The organism is Bacillus sp. AFS077874, assembly GCF_002566505.1.
Lineage (GTDB): Bacteria > Bacillota > Bacilli > Bacillales > Bacillaceae_G > Gottfriedia.
The window spans coordinates 1-18804 of the sequence record NZ_NUYF01000018.1 but is presented as its reverse complement, the minus strand read 5'-3'; the positions used below and the strand labels follow the sequence as shown (position 1 = coordinate 18804).

Sequence of the window (18804 nt, the reverse complement as noted above, 5' to 3'; positions counted from 1 at the left end):
GTTTTGTTTAGTTTTCAAAGATCATCTTGTTTTTTAACAACTTAATCAGTTTATCACCTTCGACAAAATCTGTCAACAGTTGTTTTTTTCTTTTTTTGTTATCGCCATCAGCGACGTATATAAATATAACATCCCCTCGATAAATGGTCAACAGTTTTTTAAAACTTTTTTTATATATTTTTTTATACGATATAAATACCAATTACACTTAACGCTACAATACCTGGAACACCTAATACACTTAAGAATGCACAAGTAACAGTATTAATTGGAATATGAAAATTATTCGAAGCTAAAGCATAGTTTAATATAAATACAATCATGACACATACAATGCCTCTTAGTACGTATCTGCTAATTAGTTTTAAAGCTTTAACCGGTAGACCTACTAATAATAGAAATAAGATTACAAACAATACAACTGAAATCATAATAATACTATTCACCACAAAAAAACTCCCCTCATATAACTTGTACACCTTTTACTAAGATTGTATGAGAAAAGGAACTAATCAATGACAAAAAACAATAATAAAAAAGAGCCTATTGCCTAAACAATAAACTCTTTTATCTATTTCATTTTTGTTATTAAAACATTTCTAGCCTTTGCTTCTTTTAATAAGAAGAAATATTTAGCTTGGTAAAGCTTAACATGGATTAGTAGATCATCTGGTGGATCCACACTTCTCTCCATTAACTCGACCTGACTTAAGTAAATGTCTTTGTAGTCGAGTAGTCTATCAACTAACTTTTCATCAAATTCTTTACGAATCTTTCCTTTTTTCCGAAAAAAACCCATGGTCTCTCTCCATTAATCAGTTTCTAAAGTTCTCTTCTACCTTCCAGAGCTTTCGAGAGTGTAACTTCATCTGCATATTCTAAGTCTCCGCCTACTGGTAGACCATGTGCGATTCGAGTAATTTTAATACCCGTAGATTTTAATAGCCTAGAAATATACATAGCAGTTGCTTCACCCTCTATATTCGGGTTGGTAGCTAAAATAATTTCTTGAACTACATCATCTTTTAGTCTGCTCAATAATTCCATAATTTTAATGTCTTCAGGTCCAACTCCCTCCATAGGGGAAATTGCACCATGAAGTACATGATATAAACCTTGATATTCTCTCATTTTTTCCATAGCAATAACATCTTTCGTATCTTGCACTACACATATCGTAGATCGGTCTCGATGTTGATCACTACAAATATAACAAGGGTCCTGGTCAGTTATATGGCCACATTCTGAACAGTAAAGTAGTTTTCTTTTTGCATCTATCATTGATTTTGCAAAGTCTAACACGTCATCTTGCTTCATATCTAACATAAAAAATGCCAGTCGAACGGCCGTCTTGGGACCAATCCCTGGCAATTTCATAAAACTATCTATTAATTTGGATATCGGCTCAGGGTAATGCATTTGTCTTACCCTTTAAAATAATCCTGGAATATTCATTCCTTTAGTAAACTGCCCCATTGTTTTAGCTGTTGCATCTTCAATTTGTTTAATAGCATCATTAGTGGCAGTTAAAACTAAATCTTGTAGCATATCAATATCTTCTGGATCTACTACTTCTTCCTTAATCATAACTTCAACAATTTGTTTTAATCCATTAGCTGTAACAGTTACCATTCCACCGCCAGCAGTACCAACAAATGTACGCTCATTTAATTCATTTTGTGCTTGTTCCATTTGTTTTTGCATTTTTTGCATTTGTTTCATCATATTATTCATATTGCCCATTCCGCCACGCATCATTTTCATTTCCTCCAATATAGTTATTCTTTAATAATGACTAAATCTTCACCAACAAGATTGATTGCCTCTTGTACAATTGGTGAAACTTCTGTTGAAGTCTCTTTTTGTTTTGTTGTATTTAAAAATGAATCCCTAGTCGATCTCCAATCTTCTTCGGGAATTGCTAACATACTCATTTCTGCACCTAATAAATTTGATAATGTTTGATTAATCGTTGTTAAGTGCTCTTGTTCACCATTATTATTGATTAAATCACATATTGTCTCTGATTTAAAAGCAACAATACACTGTTCAGAAGAAGCTGCCACAACTTCACCATATGATACTAATGTCGCAGTAGAAACCTTATTTAATTGCCTTAATTGATCTTGAAGTGATGTCCAAACTGCTAAAACTTTATTCTTTTCTGGTTTAGAAGCAGCTCTTAATACACCTTGGATTAAACTACTTGGTATTTTCGAACGAGATGTAGTCGATTTCGGTTTTGGACTAGTAGAGGAATCATTCGTTCCACTTACTGTAATACCATTTTCCTTTAAAAATTTCACTTCTTTTTCAAGAGCGTTAATTTTATTAATTAATGGTGTCAGCTCGTCCTGTTTTTTACTTATACCGCTCACGGAAGCTTTTTGACAAAGTTGTACAATTGCTACCTCAAGTAATACTCTTGGATGATTAGTCCATTTCATTTCTTGCTGACTTTTACTTAATGAAGCGATAATCTGATAAACTAACTCATCATTGTATGCATCGCAAAGCTCTTTAAATCGATCACTAATTGTTGCTCTCTCAAGTAATTCAATCGTACTTGGTGAGTGCCTATATAATAGAATATCTCGATAATAAACTGTTAAATCTTCTATAAACCGAACTGGATCTTTGCCTTGATTTAATAGTTCTTCAATATTAGTCAAACAAACTGAAACATTACCATCTATTATTGCTGAAACAACAGATATTAAACGTTCTTGAGCCACTGTGCCTGTTACCGCTAAAACATCATCTAATGAAATAGATTCATCGCTATATGAGATAGCTTGATCCAGAATGCTTAGTGCATCCCTCATTCCACCTTCAGCTGCACGAGATAACATCATCAAAGCTTCTGGCTCAATTGCTGTTTGCTGATGATTCAGTACAACTGTCAATCGGTCTGAAATCGTTTGAGCACTTATCTTATGAAAGTCAAAACGTTGACATCTTGATAGAATCGTCAATGGTATTTTATGTGGTTCAGTAGTAGCTAATATAAAGATAACGTGACTTGGAGGCTCTTCTAATGTTTTTAATAATGCATTAAAAGCCCCTATTGATAACATATGGACCTCATCTATTATGTACACTTTAAATTTGCCTACAGAAGGAGCATATTTAACTTTTTCTCGAATATCACGTATTTCATCTACACCATTGTTTGATGCAGCATCAATCTCAATTACATCTGAAATTGATCCATCAGTAATTCCTTTACAAATGGCACACTCATTACAAGGTTCATTAGTAGGTGCATGTTCACAATTTAAAGCTTTTGCAAAGATTTTTGCTGTACTCGTTTTACCTGTTCCACGCGGACCTGTAAACAAATAGGCATGTGATACTTTTTGCTGAAGAAGGGAGTTTTGTAACGTTCGTATAATGTGATCTTGACCCACGACATCTTTAAATTGCTGCGGTCTCCACAAACGATATAATGCTTGATAAGTCAATTGGTTTCCTCCTTCTTACAAAGTCATCATTATTATACCCTATGTAATGATTTCATGGAAAATATTTTAAAGAAAACAAAAAAACTCACTCAAAATTGAGTGAGTTTTTATAAAGTTACTGCCGTGCACCACTCGTCGATGCACTACCCCAGGCGTTACTTAAACAGTTAGCTCGGCCCAGGCACCCCTACGGCACACGAGATGGCTCACTTATTGCTGCTTCCTTCCGGACCTGACAAGGTTCATGAGTTCTCGTTGCGTAGGACCCAGACGTCAACACCACTTATTTAAGGCAGACCCTGAAATAGATACACCTCGGAGTGGAATTCAGTCTCGCTAGAGCGGATTGCGAGTACAGGGCACCGCTACCTCCCCACCTAGCACGGCAAAGTTACAACCTAATTTTAAACCGCTGATTGAAGCGGTAGTTAAAGTATATACGAACCGAAATAAAAAATCAATCCTTGTCCTTATGAAGGTAAATTTTTCTTTCTGGATCGCAACTCTCTAAAGAAATTCGTTAATAATTTACCACATTCTTCTTCTAATATACCCGAACTAACTTCACAGCGATGGTTAAATCGATCTTCTTGCAAAAGATTATATATTGATCCTCCACAACCTGCTTTCGGGTCTTTTGCACCGTAAACGACTTTTGGAATTCTTGATTGAATGATGGCACCCGCACACATCGGACAAGGTTCCAACGTTACATATAGAGTTGTTTCCTCTAGTCGCCAAGAATCAATGACTTTACACGCATCTTCTATTGTACTCATTTCTGCGTGACCTAAAGCTGTTTGTTTTGTTTCACGTAAATTATAACCTCGTGCAATGACTTGGTCGTTGTAAACTAATACAGCTCCAATAGGTACTTCCCCTATTTGCTGTGCTTTTAGTGCTTCCTCTATTGCCAACTTCATATAAAACTCATCTTTATTCAAACTTTACACCTCTTTATTTCTTTAACAAACAAATATTCTTTTTACGAGAAGATAAACTAATCATAGATTGGAGTGAAGCCGATTGAATTCTTCAAATCAAAAAGACAAGCAGTTGCCTGCATTATTAATTATCGATTTAATCAACTCATTTACATTTAAGCATGGAAGTGTTCTTGCGGAAAAATCAATCCATATGGTTCCGAAAATAAATTACATAAGAGACATTTTTAAAAACAAAAAACTTCCTACAATATATGTTAACGATCATTATAAAATCGAAAAACCGACTCAAGAAAAACTTATTAAGCATTGTTTAAACCCTCTAAGCTACGACTTAATAAAACAGATACAACCAAACGAGGAAGATTATTTTATCTTTAAGCCTAACTACTCAGGTTTTTACTTAACAAACTTAGATGAATTACTTAAAAAATTAAACATTACCCATTTGGTTATTGTAGGTGTTGCAGGAAATCGTTGTGTACTTTTTACAGCAAATGATGCATTTATGCGGGATTATAACTTAATTATACCTCAAGATGCAATTTCCTCGGTTACTGATTATGATGAGAAGGTTGCAATTTATATGATGAAAGACATATTAAATGCAACGGTTATTCAAACTCAGGAAATCGAAGAAATAATTAATCATTTAGTGAGCAGCAATTATCAGTAATTGGAAAAATTTTAAAATGGTATTCCGTCTGACTACAGTATGTTAAAATAGTTTCTGTATGTTTTTTGAGTATGATACGGAATTTGACTAGTAAGGAGGACAAGAGATGATACGTGTACCTTTTATAACAGTAGAAGGACCCATTGGTGTCGGAAAAACATCTCTATCCAAAGCGATCTCTGAACACTTTCATTATGAACTATTAAAAGAAATTGTAGATGAAAATCCTTTTTTGGGTAAGTTTTATACGGACATTGAAGAGTGGAGTTTCCAAACAGAAATGTTTTTCCTTTGTAATCGATTTAAACAATTAGAAGATATAGACAGAATGTTTCTTAATAAATCGATTCCAGTGGTTGCAGACTACCACATCCTTAAGAATTTAATTTTTGCTAGCAGAACATTAAAAGACAAGCAGCATGATAAATATTTAAAAATATATCAAATATTAACTGAGGATATGCCAAGGCCAAATGTGGTTATTTACTTAACCGCTAGCCTTGAGACGCTACAAAAGCGCATTCAACTTCGTGGTAGAGAATTCGAACAATTGATCGAGGACCAGTACCTACTTCAGTTAATTGAAGATTACGAGACACACATGAAAGAATTTCAAGCTAAATACCCTGAAATTCCAGTACTAAAATTTGACGGTGATCAAATTGACTTCGTTAATAACCCGAGAGATTTAACGATGATACTTGAATCGTTAGAAAACACCTTACAAAAGGAGCTAAGAAGTATATGAATTTACGTGAAAAATACGGAATACGAAATGATGCAGTTATTACAATTGCTGGGACAGTAGGTGTAGGAAAATCTACTATGACCAATGCACTTGCAGATGCGTTAAACTTTCGTACATCATTTGAAAAAGTAGATACAAACCCATACCTAGATAAATTTTATCAAGATTTTGCTCGTTGGAGCTTCCATTTACAAATATACTTCTTAGCAGAGCGATTCAAAGAACAAAAAAGAATGTTTGAATACGGTGGTGGATTTATCCAAGACCGTTCAATTTATGAGGATACTGGCATCTTCGCGAAAATGCATTACGAAAAAGGAACAATGAGTGAAGTAGACTACGAAACATATACTAGCCTTTTTGATGCTATGGTTATGTCACCGTATTTCCCTGCTCCTGATTTATTAATTTACTTAGAAGGAACATTCGATGAAGTCGTTGAGCGAATTAAAGAGCGTGGACGTCCAATGGAGCAACAAACTCCTATTGAATATTGGAAAGAAATGAATACACGTTACGAAAACTGGATTAATAACTTTAATGCATGTCCTGTACTTCGTTTAAGTATTAGCGAGTATGATTTAATTAAAAATGAATCTTCTGTAGAAGAAATCGTTAAGAAGATTGGAAACGTACTAAATCATTCACAAAAATATATGAAATCTAGATAATAATGAAATGTGGAATGTGTTTTTAAAGTAAGACATTCACTTAATTAGTAAATATATATAAAAAGGCTGCAAACTGTATCATGTAAAGTTTGCAGCCTTTTTCTCTGTCGTTTAACGATATAAGGAAAAAAACAAAAGACTCGTTACAATAATGTAACGAGTCTTAAATATATATGCACTCTTTTAATTTTAAAAAATGGAGGAGTAAGAGGGATTCGAACCCCCGCGGGCTGTTACACCCCTGTCGGTTTTCAAGACCGATCCCTTCAGCCAGACTTGGGTATTACTCCGTATTGACAAGATTTATAATACCATACGAAAAAAATAAGGTCAAGCATTCTTCTAAAAAAATATAATTTTTTTCTGGAAATAAAAACAACCTTTTTACAACAAGTATTATCGTCACCTAACTATTAAAATATACACCTTTTCCATAAGTAGAAAAAATATACAGAAAATTCATTTGTATTTATAATGGTACTACCATTTAAAAATATTAGTAATTTTTAAGGAGAAAGAAATGTTTGAATTAATACCGCTGATGCTGGAACGAGTAGGTATTCTCGTTATACTCGCCTTTTTACTTTCAAGGATGAAGTCATTTAGACAAATCATTCAAAATGAACACTCCTTTGGTGCAAAAATGATCCTAATTATTATATTTGGCGCCTTTGGTGTAATTAGTAATTATACTGGTGTTCATATTTATCATGAGTCAATTATGTCTCAGTCTTGGCACTTTAATGTAGCAAGTAATAATGCAATTGCAAACACAAGAATTATGGGAGTAGCCATTGGAGGTCTAATTGGCGGGCCGATTGTTGGCTTAGGAGTCGGATTAATAGCAGGCTTACACCGTCTAACATTAGGCGGATTTACTGCATATGCATGTGCCATTTCTACAATCGTTGCTGGAGTTGTTACAGGACTACTTAGAAAAAGATTCGGTTTACAGAAAAACAAATCCCTTTGGAGTGTAGTATCAATTGGAATTATTATGGAATGTGTTCAAATGGGGATTATTCTTTTAATTGCAAAACCATTTTGGGCCGCTCTTTATCTTGTTGAAGTAATTTCTCTACCAATGATTCTAATAAATGGTTTTGGTACGCTTATATTTATATTAATCATCCAAAATATCTTACAAGAAGAAGAAAAAACGCGAGCACTTCAAACAAACAAAGCCCTGTATATCGCAGAACAAACTTTACCATTTTTTAGACAAGGACTAACCCCTCATTCTTGTAATGAAGCGGCAAGAATTATTTTTAAATTAACCAAAGCGGATGCAATTTCGATTACTGATCACAAAAGAGTACTTGCTCATGTGGGTGCAGGTTCAGATCACCATGAACCAATGAATAGCTTAGCAACAAAACTAACCAAGAAGGCATTAAAAGAAGGAAACATTATTATTGCTACTTCAAAAGATGAAATCCAATGTTTCCATATGAATTGTCCTTTAAGTGCGGCTATTGTATTACCGTTAAAGGCTTTAAATAAAACAGTTGGATCTTTAAAACTATATTACACGGATTCCAACAAGCTAGACAAAGTTGAGAAAGAACTAGCAGACGGATTATCTAAACTTTTTTCAACCCAACTGGAATTAGCAGAGGCTGAACTACAGCGAAAATTAGTGAAAGATGCTGAAATAAAAGCATTACAAGCACAAATGCATCCCCACTTCCTGTTCAATTCTTTAAATACAATTTCAAGTTTAATTAGAACAGATGCTGATCAAGCTAGAAAATTACTAATCCATTTAAGTACTTTTTTTCGAAATAACTTACAAGGGGCAAGGCAGACCTTAGTCACCTTAGAAAAGGAATTAGAACATGTAGAAGCATATTTAACGATTGAACAAACTAGGTTTCCTTCTAAATTCCATGTTGAGTTCCGAATAGAACCTCATTTAAAAACGGTTCAAATCCCCCCTTTTACACTTCAACCACTTATAGAGAATTCGATTCGACATGCGTTTTCAAAAGAGAAGAAATTAATGGTAACCGTGCAAGCATATGAATTCAATAATGAAATGATTCTTATTACTGAAGATAACGGCAAGGGGATTTCGCCAGAGTTACTAAATACAATTGGGAACGAAACTATTCAGTCTAAAGAGGGAACTGGAACAGCGTTATGGAATATAAAAAAACGAATTGAAGAAATTTACGGGGAAAGAGAATATTTTCAAATAAAATCCGATCTAAACACTGGAACGAAAGTATCGATAAGAATCCCATTAACGCAAGAAGTAATGGAGGGATAAATAATGTTAAAGGCACTAATTGTAGATGATGAACCATTAGCAAGAGACGAACTAGCTTATTTACTAAAAAGAAGCAAGGAAGTCGAAATAGTTGGAGAAGCGGACTCAATTAGAAGTACATTGAAATTCATTCAAATAGAAGAAGTCGACGTTGTATTTTTAGATATCCAGTTAGCTGATGAAAGTGGATTGGAATTAGCTCAAAAACTGCAGGATCTCAGCCATCAACCAGCAATCGTCTTTGCAACAGCTTTTGACGAGTACGCTTTGAATGCATTCGATTTACACGCGATTGATTATATTTTAAAACCATTTGATGAAATAAGAATTCAAAAGACGATTAAAAAATTAGCTAAGCTAAGTGTGAACTCTATTAAAACTGAGGTAAAAAAGTATCCCCCTCTTCTAAAACAAGATAAATTGGCTATTTCGGTTGATGAAAGAATTCTTTTAATAACATTCGAAGAGATCATTTACATTTTTACACAAGAAGGTAAAACAAGTGTCGTTACTGATAAGATGACTTATCAAATAAATGAACCTTTAATCAATTTAGAACGAAAGCTACAAAATACATCATTTACCCGTGTCCATCGGAGCTATATTGTCAATTTGAATAAAATCATTGAAATTTTGCCTTGGTTTAATTCCACCTATAATTTAATTATGAATGATGGTGAAAAAGTACCCGTTAGCCGGACATACACAAAAGAGCTAAAACAACTTTTTAATTTATAAAGCTTGTATTTCAATAATCCATTCATGCTTCTCAACCTGTTTTTATTGCATCTTATATTGAAAATTCAAAATTTTAATTTTCATAAAGTAAAATGAATGTAAATAAAAAGAAACAGGGGAGGCTTATTAATTAAAATGAATGCGGTTACAATCGTTATTGCTTCTATGTGTATTTTGATGATTGCATATCGTCTATACGGAACATTTATGGCTGTGAAGGTACTTAAGTTAAATGATTCTATACCTACTCCAGCTCACGAGTTAAATGATGGTAAGGATTATGTTCCTACTAACAAATGGGTAACATTCGGTCATCACTTTGCTGCAATCGCAGCAGCTGGCCCTCTAGTTGGTCCAATTTTAGCTGCTCAATTTGGGTACCTTCCAGGCCTGTTATGGCTTTTAATAGGTGCTGTAATCGGCGGAGCAGTGCATGATGCTGTTGTTTTATATGCTTCGATGAGAAAGAAAGGAAAGACGCTATCAGAAGTAGCAAAAGAAGAGCTTGGACCTGTTGCAGGCTTCTGTACGGGACTAGCTATGCTTTTCATTATTACAATTACAATGGCCGGTCTTTCAATGGTTGTTCTACATGCGCTTGAAAATAATCCATGGGGGACATTTGCAGTAGGAATCACAATACCAATTGCGATGGGTGTTGGTCTACTTTATAAAAAAACTGGCAATTTAAAATTAGCTTCAACGATTGGATTTATTTTATTAATGGTTGGAGTCTTTATGGGACCGACTATACAAGAAACTGCTATTGGTGATTTTTTAACATTTGATACGAGAACTTTGGCAATCATACTACCTATCTATGCGTTTTTTGCTGCTGCTTTGCCAGTATGGCTCTTACTGGCACCTCGTGACTATTTAAGTAGCTTTATGAAAATTGGTGTCTTTATTGCACTCATTATTGGGGTATTTATTATTAATCCATCCATCCAATTTCCGACTGTAACTAAATTTGTTAACGGCGGGGGACCCATTTTAGCTGGTCCAGTTTGGCCATTTATTTCAATTACAATTGCATGTGGAGCAATCTCAGGTTTTCATGCATTTGTGGGCTCTGGAACAACTCCAAAAATGCTTGATCGATGGACCGATATAAAGGTCGTAGGATTTGGTGCAATGCTAGTTGAATGTTTAGTAGGTATTATGGCTTTAATCGCTGCTACCGCACTTCAGCCTGCAGACTACTTTGCAATTAACTCTACTCCAGAAGTATTTAAAACGTTAGGAATGAATGTTGTCCACTTACCGGAACTTAGTAAAGAAATTGGATTAAGTTTAGAAGGACGTACTGGTGGAGCTGTTACCTTGGCGGTTGGTATGACCTACATATTTACATCTATCCCATGGTTTAGTCACTTATCATCATATTTCTTCCAGTTTGTTGTTATGTTCGAAGCCGTATTTATTTTAACAGCAATTGACGCTGGAACTCGAGTAGCACGATATTTAATTCAAGATTTCTTTGGTGAATATTATAAACCATTGAAGAAAACAGATTGGATACCAGGATCAATTTTTGCTAGTGCACTAGCATGCTTTATGTGGGGGTATCTCTTATTTTCAGGGGATATTGGATCAATCTGGGCACTATTTGGAGTATCTAATCAATTAATGGCTTCTATTGGATTAATCATAGGGGCAACAGTGCTATTAAAGATAGCTGATAAACGTTGGTATATGCTTACTTGTTTGATTCCTCTTGCCTACCTATTTATCACTGTAAATTATGCAGGATACTGGATGATCAAAAATGTCTATCTAAACCATAATGCAGCCGGTTATAGTATGTTAAATGGCGTCTTATCTATCATTATGTTAGTTTTAGGTGTCGTTATTTTAATATCAGCTATTAAAAAATGGATGGAATTGTGGAACACACCTAATTATAAAATTAATGTTAAAACAATCTAAACAAAAAGCAGATGGACCTGAGAATCACTTCTCAAATACCATCTGCTTTTTATTTATTTAATTACTTCTTTTCCACCCATATACGGACGAAGAACTTCAGGAATAATAACTGAGCCATCTGCTTGTTGGTAGTTTTCTAAAATTGCAGAAACCGTACGTCCAATTGCAAGACCAGAGCCGTTTAATGTATGAACAAATTCTGGTTTTCCTTTTGGATCACGTCTAAAGCGTATATTCGCTCTTCTTGCTTGGAATGCCTCAAAGTTACTACAAGAAGAAATTTCTTTGTATGCATCATAGCTTGGTAACCAAACTTCAATGTCATACGTTTTTGCAGAAGAAAATCCTATATCTCCAGCACATAATGTAATGACACGGTATGGTAATCCTAATAATTGAAGAACTTTTTCTGCTTGACCTGTTAATTTTTCTAACTCAATATATGAATCTTCAGGTTTTACAAAGCGCACTAGTTCAACTTTATTAAATTGATGTTGGCGAATTAGTCCACGTGTATCACGACCGGCAGAACCTGCCTCAGAACGGAAACACGCGCTATATGCCGTATATGCAATCGGTAATTGTGCAGCATCAAGAATTTCGTCACGGTGATAGTTTGTTACAGGTACTTCTGCAGTAGGTACTAAGAAAAAGTCTTCTTTCTCAATACGGAATGCGTCTTCTTCAAATTTTGGTAATTGACCTGTACCGATCATGCTAGCACGATTTACAAGGTTCGGAGGTAATACTTCAGTGTATCCATGCTCCTCTGTATGAAGATCTAACATAAAGCTGATTAAAGCACGTTCAAGTCTAGCCCCTAAGCCTTTATAGAAAGTAAAACGGCTACCAGTAACTTTTGCTCCACGTTCGAAGTCTAAAATGTCTAAATCAACACCTAAGTCCCAATGTGCCTTTGGTTCAAAATCAAATGTACGAACTTCACCTATTCTACGAATTTCAACATTATCGTCTTCTGTTAATCCAACTGGTACTGAATCACTAACTAAGTTTGGAATTGTAAATAAAATAGCATCTAGTTGTTCTTCTAAAGTTCTAATCTCTTCATCTAGAGCTTTAATTTTATCCCCAACTTCTCTCATCTCAACAATTAGTGCTTCTGCATCTTTTTTCTCACGCTTTAATACACTGATTTCTTGGCTAACTTCATTACGTCGGCTTTTTAACCCTTCCACCTGAACAAGTAATTCTCTACGGTTTAAATCTAAGTCTTCAAATTTTTCGATATAGCTTATATCGCCACCACGTAACTGAAGCTTTGCTTTAACATCTTCAAAATTAGTACGTAATAATTTAATGTCTAACATTTTAAATTCCTCCTATTCTTTTATTGTCTAAAGGATAAAAATAAATACAAAAAAGCCCTCATCCCATAAAAGGGACGAGAGCTACCCGCGTTGCCACCCTAATTAAAGAATTAATAAATAATCCTTCCACCTTAGTATAGTTAACGGACTATAGTACCGGGGTTACTTACTAGCTTTACAGCATTCCGTAACCCACTCAAGAATGGATTCACAAGTCTTCATTATCGGTTTGCACCAACCACCGACTCTCTATAAATTTAGAACCTGCTACTATTTTCTTTCATCGCTTTAAACAATTTAAATTATATAATAATTTACTATAAGCTTTTACTATTTTCAATAGTTACATACTTAAATTTGCACTTTTTTCCTTAACCATCTCTACAAAGTAATTCATAAAACGGTAATCATTCGTTAATTCCGGATGGAAAGATGCTGCTAACATGTGATTTTGTCTAACTGCTACAATATTACCATCATGTTCCGCTATAACCTCTGCATCACCTGATACTGAACGAATAAATGGTGCTCTGATAAATACAGCTGGGTAGTCTTCACATACACCTTTAATTGGGATGTTTACTTCAAAACTATCCACTTGTCTACCATAAGCATTACGTTCAGCTACCATATCCATAACTCCTAGATGCACCGTGTCATCATTTGCAATCACTTTTGAAAGTAAGATCATGCCTGCACATGTACCAAATGCTGGTAAACCATTTTCGATTTTCTCTTTTAACGGTTCTAATAACCCAACGTGGTCAAGCAACTTACGCATTGCAGTGCTCTCACCACCAGGTAATACAATACCATCAAGTCCATCTATATGTTCTACACGTTTCACGATAACAGCTTCAGCACCACATGCTTTAATTGCATTTATATGTTCTTGAACTGCACCTTGTAATGCTAATACACCTATTTTCATAAAATCACCAACTTAAATGCTACGATCTTGCATACGATCTGCTGCAGCAAGTTGTCTCATATCGATACCTTTCATAGCAGGACCTAAGTTTTTAGAAAGGTTAGCGATTAATTCATAATCTTGATAGTGAGTAGTAGCTTGTACAATCGCACGAGCAAATTTCTCAGGGTTTTCTGATTTGAAGATACCAGATCCTACGAATACACCGTCAGCCCCTAATTCCATCATTAAAGCTGCGTCTGCAGGTGTTGCTACGCCGCCAGCAGCGAAGTTAACAACTGGTAAACGACCAAGCTCTTTAATTTGAAGTAATAATTCGAATGGAGCGCCAAGGTTTTTAGCTTCAACCATTAATTCATCACGAGATAAACCAACTACTTTGCGGATTTCTCCGTTAATTTGGCGTAAGTGACGTACTGCTTCTACAATGTTTCCAGTACCTGGCTCACCTTTTGTACGTAGCATAGATGCGCCTTCACCAATACGACGAAGTGCTTCACCTAAGTTACGGCAACCACAAACGAATGGAACAGTGTAATCCGACTTATTAATATGGAAGATATCATCTGCTGGAGATAATACTTCACTCTCATCGATGTAATCTACTCCCATTGCTTCTAAAACACGCGCTTCAACGATATGTCCAATACGAGCTTTAGCCATTACAGGAATACTAACAGCGTTAAGAATTTCCTCAGTAATACTTGTATCAGCCATACGAGCTACTCCACCAGCTGCACGAATGTCAGATGGTACCTTTTCTAATGCCATTACTGCTACTGCACCAGCAGCTTCTGCAATTTTAGCTTGCTCAGCATTTACTACGTCCATAATAACGCCGCCTTTTTGCATTTCTGCCATGCCACGTTTTACACGTTCTGTTCCTGTTAAATTCATTGTTATGCCCCTCCATTATTAAAGCTTACTTGGTAACATTTTAGTATTTCTCTTCCCCTAGTTAAAGTTACCTTACTTTTATTTTACTGAAAAAATGACAACTTAACAATTACTGATATATTTATATAGAAATTTATTTAAATAAACCACCAATTCCGCTTACGATACTATCCCATAAATTTCCAAAAAATGATCCAATTCCTCTAAATGATAATACTAACCAATTTGCTTTATCAACACTTTTATCAACTACTAAATCGTACGATTGATTATTAGTATTGATAAATCCTAAATCTTCATTCTTTGAAGATTTAACCACAATTTGTCCAACCTTTGTTCCTTTTTTAATCGGAGCTATAATATTTCCATCTTTATCAATTGATTTACCTGATAATTGGACTGTTGCTTTATAATTTTTAGCTTCGCCGCGTTTTATAGCTAAAGTAACATCGTCTTTTGCTACTACTTTTACGTCTTTATCTTTACCTTTAACTACTTTTACTGTTTTATTACCTTTTACTGTTTGACCTTTTGATACCAACGTAAATTTTTCGAAGTTACTGAACCCATAATCCATTAATTTAGCCGTTTCACTAAATCTAGAGTTATAAGAATTTGCCCCCATTACAACTGTAATATAACGTTGACCATCTCTTTTAGCAGTTCCAGTAAAACAGAATCCAGCTGAATCTGTTGAACCTGTTTTTAATCCATCCATACCTGGGTACTGAAATACTAATCCTGGTAACATCCAGTTCCAGTTAGCCATTTTTACTGGATACTTTCCACCTTCTTGGAATGTTTTCTTTGGAATTGAAGAAGTTTGAAGTACTTCAGGATATGTTTTGATTAGATTATAAGCTAATTTTGCAACACCGTTTGCTGACATAATATTTTCATCAGTTAGAGAAGTTCCCTCTGGTTGCATACCTTGTAAGTCTTTATTTACTAAACCAGTAGCATTAACAAATTTAACGTCTCCTAGGCCTAGTTTCTTTGCTTTATCGTTCATTAATTGGACGAAGTTTTTCTCAGATCCACCAATTTTTTCAGCTAGTGCAATTGTCGCACCATTTGCTGAATAAATAGCAGCTGCTTCATATAGTTCTTTTACTGTATATTGACCACCTAATTCAAGTGGTACGTTAGATAATCCTCTGTTTTGAGATATTTTATGAGCATAATCAGAAACAGTTACTTTATCGTCCCAAGAGATTTTCCCATCTTTAACTGCTTCATTAACTAGATATTCTGTCATCATTTTAGACATACTTGCAATCGGTAATGGAGCTTTTGAATTTTTTTCATATAATATTTTCCCTGAATCTGCATCAACTAAAATCGCAGCTTTAGCTTTAATGTCTAAAACATCCTCTGCAGCAGCTGGTCGTAAATTCATTGGGATAATTATCGTTATCGCTAATGCTATTACTATCAATTTTGTTAGTATTTTCTTTCCAATCACTATTTTACCTCCAACCATTAATTTCACTTGTTCATTTTAACACAATTATTTCCCAAAAAATAGGCAACTACAATTTCTTGTAATTGCCCTAGGTAAATTGCTTAAATTATTAAAGTGAATAATTTGGTGCCTCTTTTGTAATATGAACATCATGTGGATGACTTTCACGTAATCCAGCACCAGACATACGAATAAACTGTGCGTTATCTCTTAATTCATTTAATGTAGCAGTACCACAGTAACCCATACCAGCTCTAATTCCACCAATTAGTTGGTGAACTGTATCAGCTAATGGGCCTTTATATGGAACACGTCCTTCTATACCTTCAGGAACTAGTTTTTTATTACCTTCTTGGAAATAACGATCTTTACTTCCTCTTTCCATTGCTCCAACAGAACCCATACCACGGTATACTTTAAATTGTCTACCTTGGAAGATTTCTGTTTCACCAGGGCTTTCTTGTACACCAGCAAACATACTTCCTAACATAACTACATGTCCACCAGCTGCAAGGGCTTTAACGATATCACCAGAGTACTTAATACCGCCATCAGCAATAATAGGAACTCCGTACTCTCTAGCAACAGAAGCACAGTCATAAACCGCTGTTAGTTGAGGAACACCTACTCCAGCAACAACTCGAGTTGTACAGATAGAACCTGGTCCAATACCAACTTTAACGATATCTGCTCCAGCTTCAATAAGTTCTTTTGTTGCTTCACCTGTTGCAACATTACCAGCGATGATTGCTAATTCTGGGAATCTACTTCTAATTTCTTTTACTTTTTCAATAACGCCTTTAGAGTGACCATGTGCTGTATCAATTACAATTACATCTACATTAGCTTTCACTAATAACTCTACTCTTTGCAGTGCATCTTTTGTTACTCCTACAGCTGCACCTACAAGTAATCGTCCTTGTTGATCTTTCGCTGAGTTTGGAAACTCGATTACTTTTTCGATATCCTTAATTGTAATTAGGCCCTTTAAAGTACCGTCTTCATTAACTAGGGGTAGCTTTTCGATTTTATGTTTTTGAAGAATTTTTTCTGCTTCTGCAAGTGTAGTTCCAACAGGAGCAGTTACAAGATTTTCTTTTGTCATAACATCTGAAATAACAATTGAATAATCTTGAATAAAACGCAAATCACGATTTGTTAAAATACCTACTAATTTTCGATTCTCTGTATCATTTACGATTGGTACACCTGAAATACGATATTTACCCATTAAATATTCAGCGTCTGCAACTTTATGAGATGGTGTTAAGAAGAATGGATCATCAATTACACCACTTTCAGAACGCTTTACTTTGTCTACCTGTTCAGCTTGCTCTTCAATTGACATATTTTTGTGGATGATACCTAGTCCACCTTGTCTAGCCATTGCAATGGCCATATCTGCTTCTGTAACTGTATCCATCCCTGCGCTGATTAATGGAATATTTAATTGAATTTTTTCAGTTAATCTCACACTCACATCAACTTGATTTGGAAGTACTTCAGATTTCGCTGGAACTAGTAATACATCATCAAAAGTAAGTCCTTCTTTTACGAATTTTGATTCCCACATAAAAAAGCCCCCCTATACACGTATAAATATTATTAGTAGATTAACAATAGGATAAAACACTGTCAAGGAAGTCAAATTATGTTTAAATATTCAGTTAATAAGGAGTTCCTCTCTTATGTTATATTCGTATAGTAATGTATGGGACGAGCTATGTTATTTTAGCTCTGCGCAATATTCAAAAAGCTATCTTCAAACAAAATATGAACGAACTAATTTCAAGGAACAAAAAACAAAGGCTTTCCGTAATGCTTATCCATTTTTATATTATATTGAGCATGGGAAAAGTTATTTTCATGCAGCTCAAAATTCGCAAATTAATGTAAAACCTACATTACTGTTTTATGGGCTTGTACAATTATTAAAGGCTTGCATCCTCACCGTGGATCCTGATTATCCGAGTACCACTGCTATCCTGGCTCATGGTGTTACCTCAAGAAAAATAAAAAAAGTAGGATACTCTTTTGTTGATGACGAAGTTAAAATCCAAAAAAATGGATTATTTACTCATGCTTCTAAAGTATTATTTAATCTAAATAATTTAGAAAACGAAAAGTTTACAATGCTTCAGCTTTTACAATCAATACCGGAATTAAATAAGGTCCTTAAAATTACCAAAAAAGGAAACTTATTTCTTCCAACTACTGTTGATCATGATGTAATCACTCTACCTGAACAAATTTTGTCATCTTATCATTTTACTTCAGAACGTTTTATTTCATTTCTTCAATCAAAGCATGCTTCAATAGATATTGTAATTGTTGAACAGAATCAAAAGCAAATTAAAATTAAGTCAAATTTTCCTGATAAAATTTTAAGTAAAGCACCATTTTATTTTAATATATTAAATCAAAATTATCTTATAAAATCACAAAAGGAAGCGCTTTTATTACTACCTGAAATTCTATACCACTATCTACTTTTATATAACTTGAGTATGATTTGTCGATATGAAACTGACTGGTGGTGTGAACTTTTACAGACCTATTCCACTGATGATTATCCTTTAATAAACCAATTTTTAACAACAACAGAACAAAAAATTCCTTATTTAATTCATCGTTTTTTAACTACATAATAAACCAAAAAACATCAGCCGAATAGCTGATGTTTTTGGTTACCAGGCGACGTTCTACTCTCACAGGGGGAAACCCCCAACTACCATCGACGC

At 34.6% G+C, this 18804-nt stretch carries 18 protein-coding genes, 1 tRNA gene, 1 other RNA gene and 1 other annotated feature; of the genes, 7 read left to right on the top strand and 13 right to left on the bottom strand.

Translation table 11 applies throughout. The features are described from left to right. Positions 1–182 precede the first annotated feature (182 nt). The 7 genes from COJ46_RS17930 to tadA all read right to left on the bottom strand — a co-directional run bounded on the left by COJ46_RS17930 (position 183) and on the right by tadA (position 4408). Positions 183–446: a pro-sigmaK processing inhibitor BofA family protein gene (locus COJ46_RS17930; protein WP_141437843.1), complete on the bottom strand. Its 264-nt coding sequence runs from the start codon at positions 444–446 to the stop codon at positions 183–185. Between the two features lie 125 nt (positions 447–571). Further along, positions 572–799, bottom strand: a complete 228-nt coding sequence (locus COJ46_RS17925) for a YaaL family protein (RefSeq protein WP_097978833.1) — start codon at positions 797–799, stop codon at positions 572–574. A 23-nt stretch (positions 800–822) separates the two neighbouring features. Further along, on the bottom strand, positions 823–1419 hold the full coding sequence (gene recR, locus COJ46_RS17920; RefSeq protein WP_056471203.1) for a recombination mediator RecR: 597 nt from the start codon (positions 1417–1419) through the stop codon (positions 823–825). A gap of 12 nt (positions 1420–1431) precedes the next feature. Continuing rightward, the gene (locus tag COJ46_RS17915; RefSeq protein WP_176522668.1) at positions 1432–1758 is read right to left on the bottom strand and encodes a YbaB/EbfC family nucleoid-associated protein; all 327 of its coding nucleotides are present in this window, start codon (positions 1756–1758) and stop codon (positions 1432–1434) included. A gap of 20 nt (positions 1759–1778) precedes the next feature. Continuing rightward, entirely contained in the window at positions 1779–3464 is a 1686-nt protein-coding gene (gene dnaX, locus COJ46_RS17910; RefSeq protein WP_097978832.1) for a DNA polymerase III subunit gamma/tau, read from the bottom strand. 121 nt (positions 3465–3585) lie between these two features. Next, positions 3586–3850: signal recognition particle sRNA large type (ffs, locus tag COJ46_RS17905), an RNA gene on the bottom strand. Between the two features lie 84 nt (positions 3851–3934). Next, the gene (tadA, locus tag COJ46_RS17900) at positions 3935–4408 is read right to left on the bottom strand and encodes a tRNA adenosine(34) deaminase TadA (RefSeq protein ID WP_097978831.1); all 474 of its coding nucleotides are present in this window, start codon (positions 4406–4408) and stop codon (positions 3935–3937) included. 82 nt (positions 4409–4490) lie between these two features. Here tadA and COJ46_RS17895 point away from each other — a divergent pair, with 82 nt between their 5' ends. The 3 genes from COJ46_RS17895 (at position 4491) to COJ46_RS17885 (ending at position 6503) form a co-directional block, all read left to right on the top strand. Next, positions 4491–5084, top strand: a complete 594-nt coding sequence (locus COJ46_RS17895; RefSeq protein WP_098566157.1) for a cysteine hydrolase family protein — start codon at positions 4491–4493, stop codon at positions 5082–5084. 106 nt (positions 5085–5190) lie between these two features. After that, on the top strand, positions 5191–5832 hold the full coding sequence (locus tag COJ46_RS17890) for a deoxynucleoside kinase (RefSeq protein WP_097978829.1): 642 nt from the start codon (positions 5191–5193) through the stop codon (positions 5830–5832). Beyond that, positions 5829–6503 carry a deoxynucleoside kinase gene (locus COJ46_RS17885; protein ID WP_056471221.1) on the top strand — a complete coding sequence of 225 codons (675 nt, stop codon included), beginning with the start codon at positions 5829–5831 and terminating at the stop codon, positions 6501–6503. Before COJ46_RS17890 ends, COJ46_RS17885 begins: the two co-directional genes overlap by 4 nt. 197 nt (positions 6504–6700) lie before the next feature. Here COJ46_RS17885 and COJ46_RS17880 read toward each other — a convergent pair. Next, a tRNA-Ser gene (locus tag COJ46_RS17880) sits at positions 6701–6793 on the bottom strand. Positions 6794–7023: 230 nt separating this feature from the next. Here COJ46_RS17880 and COJ46_RS17875 point away from each other — a divergent pair. The 3 genes from COJ46_RS17875 to cstA all read left to right on the top strand — a co-directional run bounded on the left by COJ46_RS17875 (position 7024) and on the right by cstA (position 11442). Next, positions 7024–8775, top strand: a complete 1752-nt coding sequence (locus tag COJ46_RS17875) for a sensor histidine kinase (protein WP_097978828.1) — start codon at positions 7024–7026, stop codon at positions 8773–8775. A gap of 3 nt (positions 8776–8778) precedes the next feature. Further along, positions 8779–9513, top strand: a complete 735-nt coding sequence (locus tag COJ46_RS17870) for a LytR/AlgR family response regulator transcription factor (RefSeq protein WP_097978827.1) — start codon at positions 8779–8781, stop codon at positions 9511–9513. 135 nt (positions 9514–9648) lie between these two features. Continuing rightward, positions 9649–11442, top strand: a complete 1794-nt coding sequence (gene cstA, locus COJ46_RS17865) for a carbon starvation protein CstA (RefSeq protein WP_097978826.1) — start codon at positions 9649–9651, stop codon at positions 11440–11442. 53 nt (positions 11443–11495) lie between these two features. On the opposite strand, the gene serS is transcribed toward cstA, so the two are convergent. The 5 genes from serS to guaB form a co-directional block, all read right to left on the bottom strand. Then, entirely contained in the window at positions 11496–12770 is a 1275-nt protein-coding gene (gene serS, locus COJ46_RS17860) for a serine--tRNA ligase (RefSeq protein ID WP_097978825.1), read from the bottom strand. Positions 12771–12837: 67 nt separating this feature from the next. Next, positions 12838–13063, bottom strand: a binding site (T-box leader). Positions 13064–13113: 50 nt separating this feature from the next. Further along, complete coding sequence (gene pdxT, locus COJ46_RS17855) at positions 13114–13701, bottom strand: pyridoxal 5'-phosphate synthase glutaminase subunit PdxT (protein WP_097978824.1); 588 nt, start codon at positions 13699–13701, stop codon at positions 13114–13116. A gap of 12 nt (positions 13702–13713) precedes the next feature. Next, positions 13714–14598, bottom strand: coding sequence for a pyridoxal 5'-phosphate synthase lyase subunit PdxS (gene pdxS, locus COJ46_RS17850; protein ID WP_056471238.1), 885 nt, complete (start codon positions 14596–14598; stop codon positions 13714–13716). Positions 14599–14731: 133 nt separating this feature from the next. Continuing rightward, positions 14732–16081 (bottom strand): serine hydrolase, encoded by a 1350-nt coding sequence (locus COJ46_RS17845; protein ID WP_217993280.1) that lies wholly within the window; start codon positions 16079–16081, stop codon positions 14732–14734. Positions 16082–16172: 91 nt separating this feature from the next. After that, the gene (gene guaB / locus COJ46_RS17840) at positions 16173–17636 is read right to left on the bottom strand and encodes an IMP dehydrogenase (protein WP_097978823.1); all 1464 of its coding nucleotides are present in this window, start codon (positions 17634–17636) and stop codon (positions 16173–16175) included. Positions 17637–17751: 115 nt separating this feature from the next. Between guaB and COJ46_RS17835 the strand changes: the two genes are divergently transcribed. Continuing rightward, positions 17752–18711 carry a YaaC family protein gene (locus COJ46_RS17835; protein ID WP_097978822.1) on the top strand — a complete coding sequence of 320 codons (960 nt, stop codon included), beginning with the start codon at positions 17752–17754 and terminating at the stop codon, positions 18709–18711. The last annotated feature ends 93 nt before the right edge of the window (positions 18712–18804 follow it).